The 19,601-nt window shown below is 70.3% G+C and carries 20 protein-coding genes; 9 read left to right on the top strand and 11 right to left on the bottom strand.

Annotation, left to right across the window (positions count from 1 at the left end; translation table 11 throughout):
- Positions 1-30: 30 nt before the first annotated feature.
- Positions 31-1,296: a tyrosine--tRNA ligase gene (gene tyrS, locus ACH4DZ_RS40085; protein ID WP_398293954.1), complete on the top strand. Its 1,266-nt coding sequence runs from the start codon at positions 31-33 to the stop codon at positions 1,294-1,296.
- Between the two features lie 149 nt (positions 1,297-1,445).
- Here the strand turns inward: tyrS and ACH4DZ_RS40080 are convergent, their stop codons facing one another.
- Positions 1,446-1,721, bottom strand: a complete 276-nt coding sequence (locus ACH4DZ_RS40080) for a GlsB/YeaQ/YmgE family stress response membrane protein (protein ID WP_398293952.1) — start codon at positions 1,719-1,721, stop codon at positions 1,446-1,448.
- A 212-nt stretch (positions 1,722-1,933) separates the two neighbouring features.
- On the opposite strand from ACH4DZ_RS40080, the gene ACH4DZ_RS40075 reads away from it, so the two are divergent.
- Positions 1,934-2,320: a DUF3099 domain-containing protein gene (locus ACH4DZ_RS40075; RefSeq protein ID WP_398293950.1), complete on the top strand. Its 387-nt coding sequence runs from the start codon at positions 1,934-1,936 to the stop codon at positions 2,318-2,320.
- Positions 2,321-2,543: 223 nt separating this feature from the next.
- A complete protein-coding gene (locus ACH4DZ_RS40070) occupies positions 2,544-2,801 on the top strand; it encodes a hypothetical protein (protein ID WP_398293948.1) in 258 nt (85 codons plus the stop codon).
- Positions 2,802-2,828: 27 nt separating this feature from the next.
- Here ACH4DZ_RS40070 and moaA read toward each other — a convergent pair whose 3' ends face one another.
- The 3 genes from moaA to ACH4DZ_RS40055 form a co-directional block, all read right to left on the bottom strand.
- On the bottom strand, positions 2,829-3,818 hold the full coding sequence (gene moaA, locus ACH4DZ_RS40065; RefSeq protein ID WP_398293946.1) for a GTP 3',8-cyclase MoaA: 990 nt from the start codon (positions 3,816-3,818) through the stop codon (positions 2,829-2,831).
- A 223-nt stretch (positions 3,819-4,041) separates the two neighbouring features.
- A complete protein-coding gene (locus tag ACH4DZ_RS40060; RefSeq protein ID WP_398293944.1) occupies positions 4,042-5,685 on the bottom strand; it encodes a cation acetate symporter in 1,644 nt (547 codons plus the stop codon).
- A complete protein-coding gene (locus ACH4DZ_RS40055) occupies positions 5,682-6,038 on the bottom strand; it encodes a DUF485 domain-containing protein (protein ID WP_398293942.1) in 357 nt (118 codons plus the stop codon). The genes ACH4DZ_RS40060 and ACH4DZ_RS40055 overlap by 4 nt, the downstream gene beginning before the upstream one ends.
- 503 nt (positions 6,039-6,541) lie before the next feature.
- Between ACH4DZ_RS40055 and ACH4DZ_RS40050 the strand changes: the two genes are divergently transcribed.
- A complete protein-coding gene (locus ACH4DZ_RS40050) occupies positions 6,542-8,068 on the top strand; it encodes a S8 family peptidase (protein ID WP_398293940.1) in 1,527 nt (508 codons plus the stop codon).
- Here the strand turns inward: ACH4DZ_RS40050 and ACH4DZ_RS40045 are convergent.
- Positions 8,061-8,225 (bottom strand): hypothetical protein, encoded by a 165-nt coding sequence (locus ACH4DZ_RS40045; protein ID WP_398293938.1) that lies wholly within the window; start codon positions 8,223-8,225, stop codon positions 8,061-8,063. The genes ACH4DZ_RS40050 and ACH4DZ_RS40045 overlap by 8 nt on opposite strands.
- Here ACH4DZ_RS40045 and ACH4DZ_RS40040 point away from each other — a divergent pair.
- Both ACH4DZ_RS40040 and ACH4DZ_RS40035 read left to right on the top strand, forming a co-directional pair.
- A complete protein-coding gene (locus tag ACH4DZ_RS40040; RefSeq protein WP_398293936.1) occupies positions 8,224-9,786 on the top strand; it encodes a S8 family peptidase in 1,563 nt (520 codons plus the stop codon). The two genes, ACH4DZ_RS40045 and ACH4DZ_RS40040, sit on opposite strands and share 2 nt — an antisense overlap.
- Before the next feature lie 219 nt (positions 9,787-10,005).
- Positions 10,006-11,040, top strand: a complete 1,035-nt coding sequence (locus ACH4DZ_RS40035) for a CopD family protein (protein WP_398293934.1) — start codon at positions 10,006-10,008, stop codon at positions 11,038-11,040.
- On the opposite strand, the gene ACH4DZ_RS40030 is transcribed toward ACH4DZ_RS40035, so the two are convergent.
- The 6 genes from ACH4DZ_RS40030 to ACH4DZ_RS40005 all read right to left on the bottom strand — a co-directional run bounded on the left by ACH4DZ_RS40030 (position 11,009) and on the right by ACH4DZ_RS40005 (position 17,058).
- Positions 11,009-11,749 carry a lysoplasmalogenase gene (locus tag ACH4DZ_RS40030; RefSeq protein WP_398293932.1) on the bottom strand — a complete coding sequence of 247 codons (741 nt, stop codon included), beginning with the start codon at positions 11,747-11,749 and terminating at the stop codon, positions 11,009-11,011. The genes ACH4DZ_RS40035 and ACH4DZ_RS40030 overlap by 32 nt on opposite strands.
- The gene (locus ACH4DZ_RS40025) at positions 11,746-12,663 is read right to left on the bottom strand and encodes a sterol desaturase family protein (RefSeq protein WP_398293930.1); all 918 of its coding nucleotides are present in this window, start codon (positions 12,661-12,663) and stop codon (positions 11,746-11,748) included. Before ACH4DZ_RS40025 ends, ACH4DZ_RS40030 begins: the two co-directional genes overlap by 4 nt.
- Before the next feature lie 137 nt (positions 12,664-12,800).
- The gene (locus ACH4DZ_RS40020) at positions 12,801-14,048 is read right to left on the bottom strand and encodes an amidohydrolase family protein (protein ID WP_398293928.1); all 1,248 of its coding nucleotides are present in this window, start codon (positions 14,046-14,048) and stop codon (positions 12,801-12,803) included.
- Positions 14,045-15,331 carry an amidohydrolase family protein gene (locus ACH4DZ_RS40015; protein WP_398293926.1) on the bottom strand — a complete coding sequence of 429 codons (1,287 nt, stop codon included), beginning with the start codon at positions 15,329-15,331 and terminating at the stop codon, positions 14,045-14,047. The genes ACH4DZ_RS40020 and ACH4DZ_RS40015 overlap by 4 nt, the downstream gene beginning before the upstream one ends.
- Before the next feature lie 33 nt (positions 15,332-15,364).
- Positions 15,365-16,249 carry an SDR family NAD(P)-dependent oxidoreductase gene (locus tag ACH4DZ_RS40010; protein WP_398293924.1) on the bottom strand — a complete coding sequence of 295 codons (885 nt, stop codon included), beginning with the start codon at positions 16,247-16,249 and terminating at the stop codon, positions 15,365-15,367.
- Complete coding sequence (locus ACH4DZ_RS40005) at positions 16,249-17,058, bottom strand: acetoacetate decarboxylase family protein (protein ID WP_398293922.1); 810 nt, start codon at positions 17,056-17,058, stop codon at positions 16,249-16,251. Before ACH4DZ_RS40005 ends, ACH4DZ_RS40010 begins: the two co-directional genes overlap by 1 nt.
- Before the next feature lie 281 nt (positions 17,059-17,339).
- Here ACH4DZ_RS40005 and ACH4DZ_RS40000 point away from each other — a divergent pair, with 281 nt between their 5' ends.
- From ACH4DZ_RS40000 to ACH4DZ_RS39990, 3 genes are all read left to right on the top strand, one after another.
- The gene (locus ACH4DZ_RS40000) at positions 17,340-18,365 is read left to right on the top strand and encodes a DEDDh family exonuclease (protein WP_398293920.1); all 1,026 of its coding nucleotides are present in this window, start codon (positions 17,340-17,342) and stop codon (positions 18,363-18,365) included.
- A gap of 104 nt (positions 18,366-18,469) precedes the next feature.
- A complete protein-coding gene (locus ACH4DZ_RS39995; protein ID WP_398293918.1) occupies positions 18,470-18,703 on the top strand; it encodes a hypothetical protein in 234 nt (77 codons plus the stop codon).
- A gap of 65 nt (positions 18,704-18,768) precedes the next feature.
- Positions 18,769-19,560, top strand: coding sequence for an SURF1 family protein (locus ACH4DZ_RS39990; RefSeq protein ID WP_398293916.1), 792 nt, complete (start codon positions 18,769-18,771; stop codon positions 19,558-19,560).
- The last annotated feature ends 41 nt before the right edge of the window (positions 19,561-19,601 follow it).

Raw genomic sequence — 19,601 nt, 5'->3', positions numbered from 1 at the left:
CCGAAGATCATCCAAGGAGACACGAGAACCGTGACGGACATCGTCGACGAGCTGAAGTGGCGCGGGCTGTTCGCCCTGTCCACCGACGAGAACGCACTGCGCAAGGCGCTCGCGGACGGTCCCGTCACGTTCTATTGCGGCTTCGACCCCACCGCGGCCTCCCTGCACGTCGGACACCTCGTGCAGGTCCTCACCATGCGCCGGCTCCAGCAGGCGGGGCTGCGCCCGCTGGCCCTGGTGGGCGGGGCGACCGGCCAGATCGGCGACCCGCGCCCCACGGCGGAGCGCACGCTGAACGACCCGGAGACGGTCGCCGACTGGGTCGGCCGGCTGCGCTCCCAGATCGAGCCGTTCCTGTCCTTCGAGGGCGAGAACGCCGCGGTCATGGTGAACAACCTGGACTGGACGGCCGGTCTCTCGGCCATCGAGTTCCTGCGGGACATCGGCAAGCACTTCCGCGTCAACAAGATGCTCACGAAGGACTCGGTCGCCCGGCGTCTGGAGTCCCAGGAGGGCATCAGTTACACGGAGTTCAGCTACCAGCTGCTGCAGGGCATGGACTTCCTGGAGCTGTACCGGAGGTACGGCTGCACGCTCCAGCAGGGCGGCAGCGACCAGTGGGGCAACCTCACGGCGGGCCTGGACCTGATCCACCGCCTGGAGCCGGACGCGCAGGCGCACTGCATCGCGACGCCGCTGATGGTCAAGGCGGACGGCACCAAGTTCGGCAAGACCGAGGGCGGGGCCATCTGGCTCGACGCGGAGATGACGACGCCGTACGCGTTCTACCAGTTCTGGCTGAACGTGGACGACCGGGACGTCTCGACGTACATGCGGATCCTGTCCTTCCGGTCCCGGGAGGAGCTGGAGGAGTTGGAGAAGCTGACGGAGGAGCGTCCGCAGGCCCGGGCGGCGCAGCGCGCGCTGGCGGAGGAGCTGACGACGCTGGTGCACGGGGCCGGGCAGACCGCCGCCGTGATCGCCGCTTCGCGGGCGTTGTTCGGGCAGGGAGAGCTGGGCGAGCTCGACGCGGCGACGCTGAGTGCCGCGCTGTCGGAGCTGCCCCGGGTGCGGGTGGCCGCGCCGGGGACCGTGGTCGACCTGTTCGCCGAGGTCGGGCTCGTGCCCAGCAAGTCCGCTGCGCGGCGGGCCGTGAAGGAGGGGGGCGCGTACGTGAACAATGTGAAGGTCGCCTCCGAGGACGCGGTTCCCTCTCCGGGGGATTTGCTGCATGGGCGGTGGCTTGTGCTGCGGCGGGGCAAGAAATCTCTTGCGGCCGTGGAGGTTGCGCCTTAGGGACGGCTTCGGCGGGTGCGTTCGCGGGTGCGGGTGCGCCGTGGCTGGTCGCGCAGTTCCCCGCGCCCCTGAAAGGCGAAAAGGATTGCGCCGTTCCCCGCGCCCCTTTTCAGGGGCGCGGGGAACGGCGCAATCCTTTTCGCTTCGCGTCAGGCTCTTTGTTTGTTGCCTCGCATTGCCGTGTAGAGCATGTCTCCCAGGAAGACGATGACGATCGCGGCCACCAGCTGGAGGGCGTGGCGGCCCCAGTCGATACCGCTGGTCTCCCCGATGCCGAAGCCGCGGGCGATCGCGTTGCCCACGATCGCGCCGATGATTCCGAAGATCGTGGTGAGCCAGAGCGGACTGTGCTGCTTGCCAGGAATGATCGCCTTGGCCAGCAAGCCCAGCACGAATCCCACGATGATCGCCCACAACCAGCCCATGGCTGCCTCCTATACGGCTCTACGCGAGCATTACGCCCAGTGTCGGCCCGTGTGCCGTACGGCGCATGTCGGGCTCGGCCATACGCGGTACGGCGCAGACGTCCCCATCCGCACCGGAGCCGACCCGGCCTCGTGGGCGGCGCGGCCGCGGCGTAACGTTGTTGCCCGTACGGGCCGGGGAGCGTCCGATGCAGGCGGGGTGGTGGAACGTGATGCGGAAGCAGAGCGAGACCGAGGTCTTCCGGATCACCGGAGCCAGGCAGGGTCTCGCCGACGACGTACGCGCCAGGCAGCGCCGCTACATCATCTCGATGTCCGTCCGTACGGTTTCCGTCGTCCTCGCGGCCACGCTCTGGAACGTCGAGCGCCATGTCGCCGTCGTTGCGCTGGTGCTCGGCATACTGCTCCCCTACGTCTCCGTCGTGATCGCCAACGCGGGACGCGAGAACGCGCCTTCGCTGCCGTCCACCTTCGTGACCGCTCCGACCCGTCCGATGCTCGCGGGTCCGGGCGCCGGCGGGGCCGCGGAACCCGTCGCGGAAGACCTGACGGCCGACCCCGGCACCCGGCTGCGGGACGAGCCGCACGAACGGGCCTGAGCACCGGGGATCCGGAAAAAGCGGAATCCGAAGTCCCTGCCAAGCTCAAGAAAAGCTCAGATCAATCATGTTGTTCCGTTGCCGGGCGATGGGTTACCCGTGACATACTTGATACGCACTCCGCATCCCCCGTCGGAGTGACAGACCGACGCCGGGCAGCTCCCCCCGTGGCTGCTCGGCGTCGCCTTTTTCGACCCGGCGGGACTCGACTAGTGTCGAGGACGTGATCCTGAACGTTCCCGGTTCCGAGCCGTCGTCCCCGTCCTCCCCCATCTGCTCCGCCAAGGGCTGCCGGGCCGACGCCGTGTGGGTGCTCGCCTGGAACAACCCGAAACTGCACACGCCGGACCGCCGCAAGACCTGGCTCGCGTGCGAGGAGCACCGCGACCATCTGTCGAAGTTCCTGAGCGTCCGCGGGTTCCTGAAGGACGTGGTCCTCCTGGCGGACTGGGAGTCCGCGGAGCAGCCGCCCGAGAGCTGAGCGAAGAGCCGGGCGAAGAGCTGGGGGTCAGCCGCCGATCGCCGACATCGGGCGGTCCGGCTGTACGAAGGAGGGGTCGTCCAGACCCGCCCCGGCCTTCTTTCCCCACATCGCCAGCCGCCAGATCCGGGCGATCTCCTCGTCCGACGCGTCCGAGCGGAGCGCCGCCCGCAGATCGGTCTCCTCCTGGGCGAAGAGGCAGGTGCGGACCTGCCCGTCCGCGGTGAGCCTCGTACGGTCGCAGGCCGAGCAGAACGGGCGGGTGACCGAGGCGATCACGCCGACCCGGTGCGGGCCGCCGTCCACCACCCAGCGCTCGGCGGGTGCCGAGCCGCGCTCGTCGGACCCCTCCTCCGTGAGCTCGAAGCGCGTGCGCAGCGAGGCGAGGATGTCACCGGCGGTGACCATGCCGTCGCGCTTCCAGCCGTGCTGCGCGTCCAGCGGCATCTGCTCGATGAACCGCAGTTCGTAGTCGTTCTCCACGGCCCAGGCGAGCAGCTCGGGCGCCTCGTTCTCGTTCAGTCCGGGCATCAGTACGGAGTTGACCTTGACCGGGGTCAGTCCGGCGGCGCGGGCCGCTTCGAGGCCTTCGATGACGTCCTTGTGGCGGTCGCGGCGGGTGAGGGTCTTGAAGACGTCCGGGCGCAGGGTGTCCAGCGAGACGTTGACACGGTCGAGGCCCGCCGCCTTGAGGGCGGTCGCGGTGCGCTTGAGGCCGATGCCGTTCGTCGTCAGGGACATCTGGGGGCGGGGCTCAAGGGCCGCCACACGCTCCACTATCCCGACCAGGCCGGGGCGCAGCAGTGGCTCGCCGCCGGTGAAGCGGACCTCGGTGATACCCAGCCGGGTCACCGCCAGGTCGATGAGGCGGACGATCTCGTCGTCCGTGAGCAGGTCGGGCTTGGCCAGCCACTGCAGGCCCTCCTCGGGCATGCAGTACGTACATCTGAGGTTGCACCGGTCGGTCAGCGAGACGCGCAGGTCGGTGGCCACCCGGCCGTAGGTGTCGATGAGCACGTGGGCCCCTCCCTAGATACGGACCGCGACACGGGCCGCCGGTTCCGAACGACCTGACCGCTTCGAACGACCGGACCGCTTCGAACGATCGGTCGACCCGATACGAACGAGCCTACGTGACAGGACCGACAACCAGGGTGGCCCGATCCCACGAGACGCACCGCGGCCGCGTCGTAGATCCCTACGACGCGGCCGCGGTGCGTGACGAACGGTGGCCGGCGGTTCAGTGCGCTCCGGTTCCGGTGAGGGAGCGGACCTCCAGCTCGGCGTACTTGCCGGCGTCCGGCTCCTCCTTGGACAGGAGGGTGCCGAGGAAGCCCAGCAGGAAGCCGACGGGGATCGAGATGATGCCCGGGTTCTCCAGCGGGAACCAGTGGAAGTCGACGTCCGGGAACATCGAGGTGGCCTTGCCCGAGACGACCGGCGAGAAGAGCACGAGGCCGACCGCCGTGGTGAGTCCTCCGTAGATCGACCACAGCGCGCCCTGGGTGGTGAACCGCTTCCAGAAGAGGCTGTAGAGGATCGTCGGCAGGTTGGCGGAGGCGGCGACCGCGAAGGCGAGGGCCACCAGACCGGCGACGTTGAGGTCACGGGCCAGGGCGCCGAGGCCGATGGAGACGACACCGATGCCGATGGTGGCGTACCGGGCGGCCCGGATCTCCTCCTTCTCGGTGGCCTTGCCCTTCTTGATGACGTTCGCGTAGATGTCGTGGGCGAACGACGAGGACGACGCGAGGGTCAGGCCGGCGACCACGGCGAGGATCGTGGCGAAGGCCACCGCGGAGATCGTGGCGAGCAGGATCGCGCCCCAGGCCGAGTCGACGCCCCCGAGGTGCAGGGCGAGCAGGGGCGCGGCCGTGTTGCCCGCGGGGTTCGACTCGACGATCTCCTTCTTCGAGATGAGGGCCGCCGCGCCGAAACCGAGCGCGATGGTCATCAGGTAGAAGCCGCCGATGATGCCGATCGCCCAGTTCACGGACTTACGCGCGGCCTTGGCGTTGGGCACGGTGTAGAAGCGGATCAGGATGTGCGGCAGACCGGCGGTGCCCAGCACCAGGGCGATGCCCAGCGAGATGAAGTCGACGCTGGAGGTGGTCGTGAGCCCGTACTTCAGGCCGGGCTCCAGGAAGGCCGCGCCGCCGCCGCTGTTCTCGGCCGCCTTGCCGAGCAGGTCCGAGAGGTTGAAGTCGAACTTGAGCAGCACCAGGAAGGTGATGAGCAGGGTGCCGCTGATGAGCAGCACGGCCTTGACCATCTGGACCCAGGTGGTGCCCTTCATGCCGCCGATGGTGACGTACACGATCATCAGGACGCCGACCAGGGCGACGATACCGACCTTGCCGGCGTCGCTGGTGATGCCGAGCAGCAGCGAGACCAGGACGCCCGCGCCCGCCATCTGCGCGAGCAGATAGAAGATCGAGACGACGATCGTGGAGGTGCCCGCCGCGGTACGGACCGGGCGCTGGCGCATGCGGTAGGCGAGGACGTCGCCCATCGTGTAGCGGCCGGAGTTGCGCAGCGGTTCGGCGACCAGGAGCAGCGCCACCAGCCAGGCGACGAGGAAGCCGATGGAGTACAGGAAGCCGTCGTAGCCGAAGAGGGCGATGGCGCCCGCGATGCCGAGGAACGAGGCGGCGGACATGTAGTCGCCGGAGACGGCGAGCCCGTTCTGGAAGGCGCTGAACTGGCGGCCGCCGGCGTAGAAGTCGGCGGCGTCCTTGGTCTGCCGGCCCGCCCAGACGGTGATGACCAGGGTCGCGACGACGAAGACCGCGAACAGGGAGATGATCAGCGGCCGGTGCTCGCTGGCCTCCCCCGCCGCCAACTGCGCCTGTGCGAGGTGGACCTGAGTGATCGCGGGGCTCATGCGCCGCCCTCCATCCGGGACTTGATCGCCTCGGCCTTGGGGTCGAGCTTGGTCGAGGAGTGCCGCTCGTACCACCAGGCGATGAGGAACGTGGTGAGGAACTGGGCGAGGCCCAGGGCGAAGGCGACGTTGAAGTTGCCGAACAGCTTGGTGCCCATGAAGTCGTCCGCGTAGATCGACAGCAGGACGTACAGCAGGTACCAGCTGATGAAGCCGATGGTCAGCGGGAAGGCGAAGGAGCGGTGGGCGCGGCGCAGTTCACCGAACTCGGCGCTCTCCTGCACCTCGACGAACTCCGCTGTGGACGGGAGATGAGGTTCGGCTTTCGAGGGGGGTGGTGCGTCGGTGGCCACGGAGTCTCCTCGCGGTGCGGGTGCGGGTTCAGAGGCGGGTTCGGGTTCGACGGCGGACGGGGGTCTGTCCGGATCGGCGGACGGACTGGGTTCGGGCATGGCTGATTTCTGACCTCACGGTGACGTGGATCACGTTGGCCGGGTGGCGATGCCAGGAGGTGTTCGAGAAGTCCGGTGCAATGCCCGCGGTGCTCGGTGCGTGCCGGGCGCCGTGGGTGCTGTGCGGGACTTTCGAACACCTCCTGGGTCCCCCGGGCGTGATCCAACAGGGGGCTCGACGGTGCTCGTGCTCCCTGCTCAACGTCACGGCGCCGCACGGGGAGCGGTTCAACCCAGGGCACTTCTTTCGGAACTCGTCTCCGTCGTTTCACAAGACATCCCCGTAAGTCATTGCTGGCCAGGGACGACGGGAGATAGCTTCGGCCCAGCACCACCCGTCATGTACCTGCCCGAGCACCACCTGTGTTCGGGCCGGTTCCTTTTCCGGATGATGTGGAGACCCCATGGCTCATCTGCGCTCCAGACGCCGCCTCGCGCTCGCCGTGCCCGTCGTGCTGTCGCTCACCGCCACGCTCGGTTTTCTGCCGGGTGCCGCTTCGGCCGCCCCGCAGGAGTCCGCACCCGCCGTCACCGCGGCCGACGGACCGAACCTCGCGTACGTGGTCAACACGAGGACCGACCACCGGACGATCGGGTCGGTGAAGAAGGCGATCGCCGAGGCCGGCGGCACCGTCGTCATCACGTACGAGAAGATCGGCGTCATAGTCGCCCACTCGGCCGACCCCGGGTTCGGGCCGCGGATCCGCGCGGTGCGCGGCGTCCAGTCGGCCGGCGCGACGCGTACGACCCCGCTGACCGCCGCGGGTACGACGGACGAGGGCGCCGCCGACTATCTGTCGGCCGCCGAGGCCGCCAAGGTGAAGGCCGCGGCCACCCCGGAGAGCGAGCCCCTTGAGGCCGACCAGTGGGACCTGCGCGCGATAGGCGCCGACAAGGCCGCGAAGATCAACCCGGGCAGCAGGAAGGTCACGGTCGCCGTGATCGACACGGGTGTCGACGACACGCACCCGGACCTGGCCCCCAACTTCTCCGCCGGGCAGTCCGCCAACTGCGTGGGCGGCGTGGCCGACACGAGTGCGGGCGCCTGGCGTCCGTACACCGCCGAGGACTACCACGGCACGCATGTCGCCGGTGAGATCGCCGCCGCCCGCAACGGCATCGGCGTCGCCGGTGTCGCGCCCGGCGTGAAGGTCTCCGGCATCAAGGTCAGCGACCCGGACAACGGCCTCTTCTACCCGGAGAGCGTCGTCTGCGCCTTCGTGTTCGCCGCCGACCACGGCGTGGAGATCACGAACAACAGTTACTACGTGGACCCGTGGCTCTACAACTGCATGGACGACCCGGACCAGAAGGCGATCGTCGACGCGGTCGACCGGGCCCAGCGGTACGCCACGAAGAAGGGCACCCTGCACCTCGCGTCGGCCGGCAACTCCAACCACGACCTGGCCTCGGACGCCATCGTGGACGAGTCCAGCCCCGACGACTCCACGCCGGTCCCCCGCACGATCGACCCGCACGAGTGCTTCGACGTACCGACCCAGCTGCCGGGTGTCGTCACGGTGAGCGCGACCGGCGTACAGAACCTCAAGTCGTACTACTCGACGTACGGCAAGGGTGTCATCGACATCGCCGCTCCCGGCGGTGACCGGCTCTACCAGATCCCGGACACCCCGTCGAAGAACGGCCGCATCCTCTCCACGATGCCGAACAACCAGTACGGCTTCCTGCAGGGGACGTCGATGGCGTCGCCGCACGCCGCGGGGGTCGCCGCGCTGCTGAAGTCCGAGCACCCGTGGGCGAGTCCGGCCCAGCTGCAGGCGCTGCTGAAGGCCCAGGCCGACAACCCGGGCTGCCCGGACTCGTACGACCAGGACGGCAACGGCACGCAGGACGCCACCTGTGAGGGCGGCGAGCGCGTGAACGGCTTCTACGGCTTCGGCATCGTCAACGCGCTGAAGGCGGTCAAGTAGACCGGTTCCCGCCCGGGGACTCCCGCACCACCCGCACCACCCGCACGGCCCGCACCACCCGCACCACCCGCACGGCCCGCACCACCCGCACGGCCCGCACCACCCGCACCACCCGCACGGCCCGCTCGAACTCGCGAAAACGAACTGGAGACAGCATGACCGCGCCTACCACCCGCTCACGTCGCTTCATAGCCATCCCGCTGGGAATGGCCATGGCCACGGCTCTCGCCTTCCTGCCGAACGTCAGCGCGTCCGCCGCTCCGGCGGCCGGCGCGGCCGACACGGCCGGGGCGACCACGGCGGCCGACGTGGCCGGGAAGATCTCGGCGGAGGCCACCCCGCTGAGCTACGTCGTCAACGTCCGTTCCGGGCACGGCACTTCGTCCCACGTGAAGAAGGCCATCGCCAAGGCAGGCGGCACGATCGTGACGTCGTACGACCGGATCGGCGTGATCGTCGTCCACTCGTCGAACGCCGACTTCGCCAAGACCATCCGCAAGGTGCGCGGTGTGGAGTCGGCGGGCTCGACGCGTACGGCGCCGCTGCCCGCGCAGTCCACGACCGACGTCGGCACCCCGAAGGCGCTCAGCGCGGACGAGATCGCCGACGTCGACGCCGTCGCCGGACAGGACCCGCTGGAGCCCCTGCAGTGGGACCTGCCCGCCATCAAGGCGGACAAGGCGCACGAGAAGACGCTCGGCAGCAAGAAGGTCACCGTCGCCGTGATCGACACCGGCGTCGACGACACGCACCCCGACATCGCGCCGAACTTCGACCGCGACGCGTCGGTCAACTGCGTGTCGGGCAAGCCGGACACGACCGACGGCGCCTGGCGGCCGAGCGCCGCCGAGAGCCCGCACGGCACGCACGTGGCCGGCGAGATCGCCGCCGCGAAGAACGGGGTCGGCGTCACCGGTGTCGCGCCCGGCGTGAAGGTGTCCGGCATCAAGGTCTCCACCACGGCCGGCTTCTTCTACACGGAGGCCGTCGTCTGCGGCTTCATGTGGGCGGCCGAGCACGGCGTGGACGTCACGAACAACAGCTATTACACCGACCCGTGGTACTTCAACTGCAAGAACGACCCGGACCAGAAGGCGCTCGTCGAGGCCCTCACCCGGGCCACGAAGTACGCGGAGAAGAAGGGCACGGTCAACGTCGCGGCGGCCGGCAACGAGAACTACGACCTCGCCGCCGACGAGATCACCGACCCGACCTCGCCGAACGACTCGACCCCCTCGGACCGCGTCATCGACCCGTCCGAGTGCCTCGACATCCCGACCCAGCTGCCGGGCGTCGTCACGGTCTCCTCGACCGGCGCGAAGGGCATCAAGTCGTCGTTCTCCAACCACGGCCTGGGCGTCATCGACATCGCGGCCCCCGGCGGCGACTCGACGCGCTACCAGACCCCGGCCCCGCCCGCCACCAGCGGCCTGATCCTCGGCCCGCTGCCGGGCGGCTCATGGGGTTACATGGCCGGTACGTCGATGGCGTCGCCGCACGTCGCGGGTGTCGCGGCCCTGATCAAGTCGACGCACCCGCACGCCTCGGCCGCACTGGTCAAGGCCCTGCTGTACGCGGAGGCCGACGCCACGCCGTGCACGGACCCGTACGACATCGACGGCGACGGCAAGGTCGACGCGGTCTGCGAGGGCTCGAAGAACCGCAACAGCTTCTACGGCTGGGGCACCGCGGACGCGCTGGACGCGGTGACCAAGTAGGACCCGCGCGGTCCGAGGGCACTGTGTGAGGGGCCGGGCAGCCGTGTGCTGTCCGGCCCCTTCGCGTTGACGGGCGGGGATTCCCTCCGCCCCGGCTGAGTCGCGGGGCGACCGTGCGCGTATGAAGGGGCGGAATGCCCGTGGGGCGGGTGGAATGCCGTTCCGCCGGTTGTTTTCCAGGACTTGCCCCGGTCTGGGACGACTGGTGAAGATCTCGGGGTGAGTTCGATACGACCGACTGCCGACACGGCCGGCGAGGCGGCCGGTGAGCCGGGTGCTCCCCGGATGAGCGCGGCCTCCCTGCGACGTTCCGTCACCGTCCTCGCCCTGGTGGCGCTGGCCGCGCTGATCCCCCTGCTCGGGCCGTCCCTCGTGCTGAACGGCACGGGTGAGGCCGCCGCGCCCGGCGTGGGCGGGATCGCGTTGCTGCGGACGGTGCTGTTCGCGGCGGTGTGCGTGGCGGCCGGCGAGTTGTTCGTCACCCGGCTGGCCCGTCGGGTGCCCGGCGCCCCCTGGCAGGACGCGCCGCGCAGCTGGGCCCCGGCGTCGGCCGCCGCCGGTTTCGTCGCCGCGCTCGGTCTCGCCTCCGTGGTGGCCACCGGGAACCTGGTCCCGCGCCGGCTGTCCGACATGGACATCGGCGGGCTCTACCAGTCGCGGGACGGCGCGCTCGCGCTCCTGGAGGTCAACGCGTTCGTCGTGCTGGGCCTGTGCGCCCTGTCGCGCCGGCCGGGCACCCAGGTGTGGCCGCTGGCCGCGCTGGCCGTCGCGGAGGCGCTGCGCGCCCATCCGACGACCGAACAGAGCCCGCTGATCGGTTCGGGCCTGACACTCGTTCATGTGACCTGTGCGGCCCTGTGGGCGGGCGGGCTGCTGTACGCGCTGCGCACGCTGCTCCGGTGGCGGAACACCTCCCCCGGGGCGGGTGCCGCGTTGTTGGGCCTCTACGCGCGCGTGGCGGCCGTTCTGCTCGCCGTGATCACCGCGACGGGCGTGTGCAGCACCCTGCGCCGGATGCCGCCCGGCACGGTACTGGACCAGCTGACGACGACGGCGTACGGACGCACGCTGCTCGCGAAGGTGCTCCTCGTGGTCGTCGTCGCCGTCCTCGCGCTGTGGGCCCGGCGTCGGCTGCGCCGGGCGGCAGATCCGCTCAGCGCCTACTCCCCCGCGCGCTCGGAGGTCGTGGTGCTGGGTCTGGTGGTGGCGGTCTCGGCCCTGCTCACGGCGGTGCCGGTGCCGATCCGCTGGTGACGGTCCGGCTCCCGCGGTACGTGGCAGGGGGTCCGGGACGTGCGCCGGGCGCCCCGAGCACGCCTCTGACCAGTAGGTACTGCGCCGCGATGTAGGTCAGCATGATCCACAGGTCGGGCCGTGGCGGCTGCGGCCGGTCGGCGACGCCGGTCGCGATGAGGGTGTCCGACAGCATGAACAGCACTCCCCCGGCCGCCGCGAGGGGCCCGAGCCGCGTGGCGCCGTACGCCATCGCGGTCAGCAGCAGGCTGTACCCGGCGACGGGGACCCGGAGGCCGCTGGGAAGGCCCGGCCACAGGAGGGTGACGGTGGCGAGGAGGGCGAGGGCGTACGCGGCTGCCGTCAGGCGGTCCGCACGCGTGCGTGGAGCGGTCCTCTCCCCGGACTTCCCGGATCTCCCGAGCTTCGCGAAGAGCAGCAGGTAACACACATGGCCCGCCGCGAAGGAGGCCATCCCGGCGAGGAACGCCGGTTCGGCGTCGAGGAGGAGCAGGACGTCGCCGCCCCACCCGAACAGCAGGGCACCGACGAGGAGCCGGGGCCCGCCGCGCAGGTGCGCGTAGGCGGCGAGCAGGGGCATCAGCAGCGGCTTGGCCACGGTGTGACCGGTGTCGGGGCCGACGGCCAGGGAGACGAGATCCACGGTGCTCAGCAGCGCGAAGGAGACGCCGAGGGAGACGGGCAACACGCGCGCGTGGCGCGGATTCACGTGACGGATTCCGTGACGGGGGTCTCCGTGGAGGCGGCCCGCACGGCAGCCGGGGCCGGGGCGGCGTCGCGAGCCGGCTCGGACAGCGCCGGCTGCCAGCCCGGCCCCCCGAACACCCGCCCGGCCCGCTCGCGCCAGCTCCCCGCCGCTCTCAGGTCCCTGGCGATGGCGCCGTACTCGTGCGTGGCGACGCGGATCGGGTTGTACGTGTGGATGTTCTTGGTCAGCCCGTACACCGGCCGGTCCGTCTCCGGGACGAACGACCCGAAGAGGCGGTCCCAGACGATCAGGATCCCGCCGAAGTTCCGGTCGAGGTACCCGCCCTGGGAGGCGTGGTGGACCCTGTGGTGCGAGGGCGTGTTGAGGACGAACTCGAAGGGCCGGGGCAGCTTGTCGATGCGCTCGGTGTGGATCCAGAACTGGTACACGAGGTTCGCGGACGAGCAGAACGCGAGCGCGGCCGGATGGACGCCGAGGGCGACGAGGGGCACGTAGAACGGCCACACCGTCCAGGTCGTCCACGGCTGTCGCAGCGCGGTGGTGAGGTTGAACTTCTCGCTGGAGTGGTGCACGACGTGGCAGGCCCACAGGATGCGGATCACGTGGTGCCCGCGGTGGGACCAGTAGTAGAAGAAGTCCTGCGCCAGCAAGAGCAGTGGCACGGTCCACCACAGGACGGGTACGCGCAGTGGTGTCAGCTCATATATGGCCGTGTAGACGGCGAGGATCGGGATCTTCCACAGGAAGTCGAAGGCCATGCTGCCCAGGCCCATGCCGACACTCGTGGCAGCGTCCTTCGTCTCGTATCCCGCGGCGTCCTCGTCCGGATGGATGCGGACGCTCACCATCTCCACCACGGTGAGCAGCACGAAGGCGGGTATCGACCACAGCACGACATCGGGCAGGTTCGGCATTACTGCACCGTAGGGCGACCGTCCCACCGCGGCTAGACGTTGTTACCCACAACTATTACCGACGGTACGCGCTTGCTTCTTGGTGATCCCCACCAAGGGCGGTGCGGCTGAGCGCCTCAGCCCCGGGGAACGACCCGTCACCAGACCCGTACCGACCCTCCCCTTGCGAACGCCGGGCTCGTCGCGTCCGCCGGAGGCTCGTCCAGTGGCTCCGCGATCTCCTTCACCGTCGGGCCGGTCCTCGCCGCGACGGGATCGAGGAGGGTCAGGTCGAAGCCGTACACCCGGGCCGCGTTCCCGCCCGCCATCGCCGTGATCTCCTCGCGCGGCAGGCCCGCGTACGCGATCCGCAGGCCCTCCCTGCTGTACGGGTACGTGCCCTCGTCGTGCGGGTAGTCGCTGCCCCACATGATCTTGTCGAGGCCGATGCGGTCCCGCAGCGGCACCTCGTGCGGGCGCATGAAACTCGCCCCTACGAAGCAGTTGTCCCGCCATACCTGCGACGGACCCTTGCCCATCGAAGCGGCGAGGCCCGCGCCGAACCTGGACTCCGCGGTGGCCGCCTTCGTCGCCGCGGCCACCAGACGGCCGTGGTAGTAGTCCAGCATGTCGAGCACCCCGGGGATCCAGCCCGAACCCTGCTCGGTCAGCACCAGTTTCAGGCCGGGATGACGGCGGAAGGCCCCGCCGAAGATCAGGTGCCAGAGCGCGCGGTGCGAGAACCAGGTCGTCTCCACCATGAAGACCGCGCGGGCCGCTGGCTCCTCCCCGAGCGGCGGCGAGGCCGAGCCGGCGTGGTGGTTCACGGGCACGGCCAGCTCCTCGCAGACCGCCCAGATGGGGTCGTACGCCGCCGAGTACAGCTCCGGCAGTCCCGAGCCCGGTGGGGTGCCGGGCAGCAGCAGGCCGCCCTTGAGGCCCGCCCCGACGGCCCACCTGATCTCCTTCACCGCCTCCCCCACGTCGTTCAGGAGGACCTGGAAGACGCCCGCCCGGCGGCCGGGAGCGGCCGAACAGAAGTCCGCGAGCCAGCGGTTGTGGGCGCGCAGGCCGGCCCAGCGCCGTTCGAACTCCTCGGCCGTCGGCGCCGGCGCCATCAGCGACCCGGACGGGAAGAACGGCGGGATGGTGTTCGGGAACACGACCTCGGCGACTATGCCGTCCTGTTCCAGCTCCGCGAGCCGTCGCTCCGAGTTCCAGTTCCTGTCGGCCGTGTCGGCCATCAGGTCCTCGTACGGATTGACGTACGTGGCCGCCCAGGCGTCGAAGTCGTCGTGGTACGCCTTCGACAGGTACGGCCGGTAGTCCAGCAGGTCGGCTCCCGCGTGGCAGTCCGCCGAGATGACGGTGTAGCGGTCCGAGCCGCTCGTACGGTCCGCGCTCACCGGTCGGCCCCCAGGACCGGGAAGTCGTGGTCCGTCAGCCAGTGGCGGCCCACCTCGCGCGAGCGCGCCCAGGACGCCTCGACGGACGGCTGGTCCTCGGGCTGGCCGAGGTCCGCCGGGGTGGGGCCGATGCGCCGCGCGAGCGGGGCCAGCCTGTCGGTGTCGAAGCCGAAGACCTCCGCCGCCGCGAGGCCCAGCATGCGGCGGGTCTCCGTCACCGGGATGTCGTGGAAGGTCCGCGACAGCCACGCGCGCGTGTCGGGCCAGGTGCCCTCCGGGTGCGGGAAGTCGCTGCCCCAGAGGATGTTGTCGACGCCGATCTCGTACCGCTGGGCCAGCTCACGGCGTTTGGTGTTGGTCGCGCAGACGAAGACCTGGCGGTCCAGGTACTCGTGCGGCGGACGCCGTAGTTCCGCGAAGGGGGACAGCTTCTTGCCGCCGTGCGCGCCCAGGTAGAGCCGGTCCATGAACCACAGCAGGTTCGGCAGCCACCAGCAGCCGGACTCCGCCACACCGAATGTGAGGCCGGGGTGGCGTTCGAAGACACCGGACCAGAGCAGGAACCACAGGGGGCGCGCGGGCCACCAGGTCACCTCGCTCACATAGATGCCGAGGTGGTCGCCGTACTCGTGGCGCGGCGCCGCTCCGGAGTGGGTCAGCACCGGCATCCCGCACTCGGCCGCCGCCGCCCACACGGGGTCGTAACGGCGGTCGTGGTACGGCTCCTTGTCGACCCACATGGAGGGGATCATCAGGGCGCCGAGCCCCGACTGCTTGGCGCGGTGGATCTCGGCGACGACCCGGTCCGTGGGCGCCGTGACGGGCAGCAGGGCGACGCCGCAGTGGCGTTCGGGGTGCTCGCCGACGAACTCGGCGAGCCACCTGTTGTGGGCCTGCGCGCCCGCCATGCCGAGGGCGGGGTCGTGGTCGCCGGAGAGGCCGAGGCCCACGCCGAAGGGCGCGGCCGTGCGGCTGTCCACGGCGTCGGCGTCCGGGAAGACCACCTCACCCGCCACCCCGTCGCCGTCCAGCTCCTTGAGACGCTGTGCGGAGTCCCAGCCACCGCGCAGGCCTTCCTCGTTGTCGTGGAACCACTTGTCGGCGAAGGACTCGTTGCGGATGCCCAGGCGTGTCATCTCCTCGCGGCGGCGGCCCTGCCCCGCGAGGAACTCGTCGAAGTCCCGGTGGAACCGGGCCTCCAGATAGGGCCGGTACTCCTCGGTGGGCAGCCCGGCGTGGCAGTCGGAGGAGATGATCAGGTAGGGCTCCGTTGCAGAGGACATTTCGGCTCCTCGGTCCAGGTCTCAGCTCAGCTGTCAGTCCAGGATGAAGTTCTCCAGGTACGCCGGATCGGCGCGGTCGAGCATCGAGCGCGACCGTGCGCGGATCTGCGCGTCGCTGTGTTCGCTCTCCGGCAGCAGCCAGAAGCGGTCCGCGCGGATGCCGTCCGCCACGAAGTCGGCGACCTCCTCGACCGGCGTGAACCGCACCTCCTGCCCCGCCTCCCGCGTCGCCGCCTCCCACTGGCCGAGACTGCGGTACGGGGTCCTGCGGGGCCGCTGCTTGGCGTACCGGGCCGGCCTGTTGCGGTGCGACTCCCACAGGCCCGTACGGAGCATGTGGGGCCCGGGGAAGAGCACGGAGGCCCCCACGCGCGCGTGCTCCGCTCTCAGATGCGCGTACAGGGACTCCGTCATCGTCACGACGGCCGACTTGGTGACGGCGTACACCGACGCGGTGGGCAGCGGCGCGATACCGCCGTCGCCGGACGAGGTGTTGACGACGTGTCCCGGTTCGCCGCCGGCCAGCATTCTCGGTACGAAGGCCTGGATGCCGTGGAAGACGCCCCACACGTTGACCGCGAACGCCCATTTCCAGTCGTTCGGGTCGTGCTCCCACATACGGCCCTCGGCGCCCGAGCCGACCCCCGCGTTGTTGCACAGGACGTGTACGGCACCGAACTTGTCGTACGTCTCCTCGGCGAGCGCGACGACCTCCTCGCGCTCGCCGACGTCCACCACGCGCGCGTGCACCACGGCTCCGTCCCCGCGCAGCGCGGCGGCGGCCTTCTCCAGGGCGCCCGCCTCCACGTCCGCGAGGACGACCTTCAGCCCGTCCGCCGCGAACCGCCGTGCCAGGGCGAGGCCGACCCCGCTCGCCGCGCCCGTGACGACGGCGACCTGTCCCTCCGCCAGTTCCATCAGGCGCTCCCCTCGGGCGGCCCGTCGAGGATCTGCTGCGGGTCGTCGTACCGCTGGTGGATGTAGGGCAACAGCGCCTGCGCATCGACGCGTTCGACGACGGTGCCCTTCTGGTCCGTGGTCTTCTCACCGATGGTGATCCCGACGAGTTCACGGACCGGGAGATCGGCGACAGGGTCGTACATCGACTCCCGCAGGACGACGTCGCCGGTGATCCGCTCCAGTTTCCGCACCTTCTCGTTGCGCACGCAGTGCACGAGGACGGGGTCGGCGTCGAAGCCGGAGCCGCCGCCCGAACCGTCCACGGCGGGCAGGAACTTGAAGTAGAAGTCGGTCTTCCGGACGGGTTCCGGCAGGGGCAGCGGCCCGCTCACCGCGCCGCGCACCTCCACGAACTCGATGCCGTGCCGGGCGAGGGCGGCGCGTACGACGAGGTCCTCGCGTTCGACCGTCACCTCGCCGAGCTTCTTGGGTTCGCCGAAGACCTCACGGCCGCCGACGAGGGCCCGTTCGTGGGTCATCGGCATGACGAGCGGATACCAGCCCTCGACCCCGTCGTGCGCGGCGGCGACCGCGAACGAACCCGCGCCCAGCGGGTATCCGGGCAGGTCCACCTTGCTGATGTTCACCCTCACGAGGGGACGTCCGGTGGGTTTGAGCGGAGGCGGCAGGACCGCCGCGACCGCGTCCGGGTCGCTCTCCCAGACGGCCACCACACCGGTGGACCAGATGTCGGGGAGCCGGGAACCCGCGGTGCGCGCGGCGGCGATCTCCGCCCCGGTCCGCGCGCCGTACCGTACGCGTGCCATGCCGTACCGCCCTTCGCGTCGCATGCGTCTCGCTCGTGCGTGTCACTCGCGCATTCCGCCCGTGTGTGCCACTCCCGCGTTTCCGCTCGTGCGTGCCACCCGTTCGGTGCGGGCGCGCAGCACGGTCGCACCGGGCGCGGCAATGGTCCATAGCCGTGCAGGCACGAGCTTGCGGCACATCGCCGGAATATCGCCGGAAGGGTGCCGAAGGGGGCGGAATACGCCCCGGGTTCGGACTCCGGGGACAGGAGTGTCAGTCGCGCCCCTTATCCTCAGTGACCATGCTCGAAGACCGTCAGACCGCACCGTCCGCCACCCCGTGGCCGACCGCGTATCCCCAGGGGTACGCGGTCGTCGACGTGGAGACCACAGGACTGGCCCGCGACGACCGCATAGTGTCGGCCGCGGTCTACCGGCTGGACGCGCGCGGCGAGGTCGAGGACCACTGGTACACGCTGGTCAACCCGGAGCGGGACCCGGGCCCGGTGTGGATCCACGGTCTGACGAGCGACGTACTCGAAGGGGCGCCCCTGTTCCCGGAGATCGCCGAGGAGTTCGCGACCCGTCTTGAGGGCCGGGTGCTCGTCGCGCACAACGCGGTCTTCGACTGGTCGATGATCGCCCGGGAGTACGCGCGCGCCCGGCGTGAGGCACCGGTCCGTCAGCGCCTGTGCACCATCGCGCTGTCCAAGGAGCTGCGGCTGCCGCTGGCCAACCACAAGCTGGAGTCGCTGGCCGCGCACTTCGGCGTCGTACAGCAGCGCGCGCACCACGCGCTGGACGACGCGCGCGTGCTCGCCGAGGCGTTCCGGCCGAGTCTGCACACCGCCGCGCGCGACGGCGTACGGCTGCCGCTCCTGGAGTGCCGGCCTCTGACGGAGTGGACGGACCGGGCGGCCCCGCTCATCGGACGGCAGTCCGGGGGCTCCGGCGGCTACGCGTCGGGCGGCTACTCGTCGGGGCCGCCCGCGAGTTGGCGTCCCTCGCGCAAGCGGCCCGCCTGCCCGTATCCGAATCCCGGCCGGTACGAACCGGGCAAGCAGCTCAAACAGGGCATGCGTATCGCGTTCTCCGGGGACACCTCGGTCGAGCGCGACCTCCTGGAGGACCGTGCCGTGGAGGCCGGGCTGCATGTCGCGACGAGCCTGTCCCGGCTGACCAGCCTGCTCGTCACGAACGACCCGGAGTCCGGTACGTCCAAGGTGGTCAAGGCACGCCAGTTCGGCACCCCGGTCGTCGACGAGGCGGCGTTCGGCCAGCTCCTCGGGAACGTGGAACCGGCGGCGGGACCGACAGCGCGGACGTGACCGTACGAACGGGTGATTGCCGCGACCGTACGGACGGGTGATTGCCGCGCGACTCGCCCACGGACCGCTCGCCCGGACCGCGGGAACGGCCCACCCTGTGGCGCATGGCGACATGTGAGGTTTGCGGCAACAGCTACGGAATGACCTTCGAAGTCCACGCACAGGGAGCGGTGCACGTCTTCGACTGCTTCTCCTGCGCCATCCACCGCATGGCACCTCTGTGCGAGCACTGCCGGGTCCAGATCATCGGGCAGGGCGTGGAGGTGGAGGGCCACTGGTACTGCGGTGCCCACTGTGCCCGCGCGGAGGGAAAGGCGGGGATCGTCGACAGGGTGTGATCCGGTGCGCAGATGACCCGGTACCCGACCGAACGCGCCCCACGACCCGGTTGTACGGTCGTGGGGTGTACCGCTTCCTGTTGTCCCGGCAGTGGGTGATCCTCACCCTCATCATGCTCGCGCTCATCCCGACGATGATCGAGCTGGGCTTCTGGCAACTGCACCGGCACGAGCACAAGGTCGCGCTGAACCAGGTGATCTCGGACTCGCTGTCCGCGAAGCCCGCCCCCGCCGAGTCGCTGACCGCGCCGGGGCAGGCGGTCGAGCACGAGAACCTGTACCGCCGGGTGACGGCGAAGGGCACCTTCGACACCGCCGACGAGGTCGTGGTCCGGCGCCGCACCAACTCCGACGAAGAGGTCGGCTTCCACGTACTGACACCGTTCGTCCTGGACGACGGCCGGGTCCTCATGGTCAACCGCGGCTGGATCCCCGCGGACGGCGCGCAGACCGAGTTCCCGAGGATTCCCGCGCCCGCGAAGGGCGAGACCACGGTCACCGGCCGGCTGATGGCCGACGAGACGGCCGGCGGCAGCGGCATCAAGGACGTGCGCGGCCTGCCCGACCGCATGGTCATGCTGATCAACAGCGAGCAGCAGTCGAAGGCGCTCGGCAGGCAGGTCCTCGGCGGCTACGTCGAACTGACCGCGCCCGAGCCCAAGGGCGACGTACCCGAACTGATCCCGGCGCCCGACCACAGCGACATCGGACCCCACATGGCGTACGCGGTCCAGTGGTGGCTCTTCGCCGCGGGCGTCCCGGTGGGCTTCGTGGTCCTGGTCCGCCGCGAGCGCCGGGACCGCGCGGAGGCCGCCGAGGCCGCGTCCACCCCGACGACGGAACCCGCCCCCGTCTGAGCCCTGCGCCCCCCTGAAGGCGAAAAGACTGCGCAGTTCCC

The organism is Streptomyces sp. NPDC017991 (assembly GCF_044328075.1).
Lineage (GTDB): Bacteria > Actinomycetota > Actinomycetes > Streptomycetales > Streptomycetaceae > Streptomyces.
The sequence above is the reverse complement of the archived record's forward strand: the minus strand, read 5'-3'. Positions and strand labels throughout refer to the sequence as shown.

Coding starts and splice junctions, on each gene's coding strand:
- ACH4DZ_RS40045 (WP_398293938.1), bottom strand. CDS start 8,225: ATGCTGTCTCCAGTTCGTTTTCGCGAGTTCGAGCGGGCCGTGCGGGTG.
- ACH4DZ_RS40050 (WP_398293940.1), top strand. CDS start 6,542: ATGGCTCATCTGCGCTCCAGACGCCGCCTCGCGCTCGCCGTGCCCGTC.
- ACH4DZ_RS40025 (WP_398293930.1), bottom strand. CDS start 12,663: ATGCCGAACCTGCCCGATGTCGTGCTGTGGTCGATACCCGCCTTCGTG.
- ACH4DZ_RS40015 (WP_398293926.1), bottom strand. CDS start 15,331: ATGTCCTCTGCAACGGAGCCCTACCTGATCATCTCCTCCGACTGCCAC.
- ACH4DZ_RS40075 (WP_398293950.1), top strand. CDS start 1,934: ATGCGGAAGCAGAGCGAGACCGAGGTCTTCCGGATCACCGGAGCCAGG.
- ACH4DZ_RS40060 (WP_398293944.1), bottom strand. CDS start 5,685: ATGAGCCCCGCGATCACTCAGGTCCACCTCGCACAGGCGCAGTTGGCG.
- ACH4DZ_RS40040 (WP_398293936.1), top strand. CDS start 8,224: ATGACCGCGCCTACCACCCGCTCACGTCGCTTCATAGCCATCCCGCTG.
- ACH4DZ_RS40080 (WP_398293952.1), bottom strand. CDS start 1,721: ATGGGCTGGTTGTGGGCGATCATCGTGGGATTCGTGCTGGGCTTGCTG.
- ACH4DZ_RS40010 (WP_398293924.1), bottom strand. CDS start 16,249: ATGGAACTGGCGGAGGGACAGGTCGCCGTCGTCACGGGCGCGGCGAGC.
- ACH4DZ_RS40005 (WP_398293922.1), bottom strand. CDS start 17,058: ATGGCACGCGTACGGTACGGCGCGCGGACCGGGGCGGAGATCGCCGCC.
- ACH4DZ_RS40000 (WP_398293920.1), top strand. CDS start 17,340: ATGCTCGAAGACCGTCAGACCGCACCGTCCGCCACCCCGTGGCCGACC.
- ACH4DZ_RS39995 (WP_398293918.1), top strand. CDS start 18,470: ATGGCGACATGTGAGGTTTGCGGCAACAGCTACGGAATGACCTTCGAA.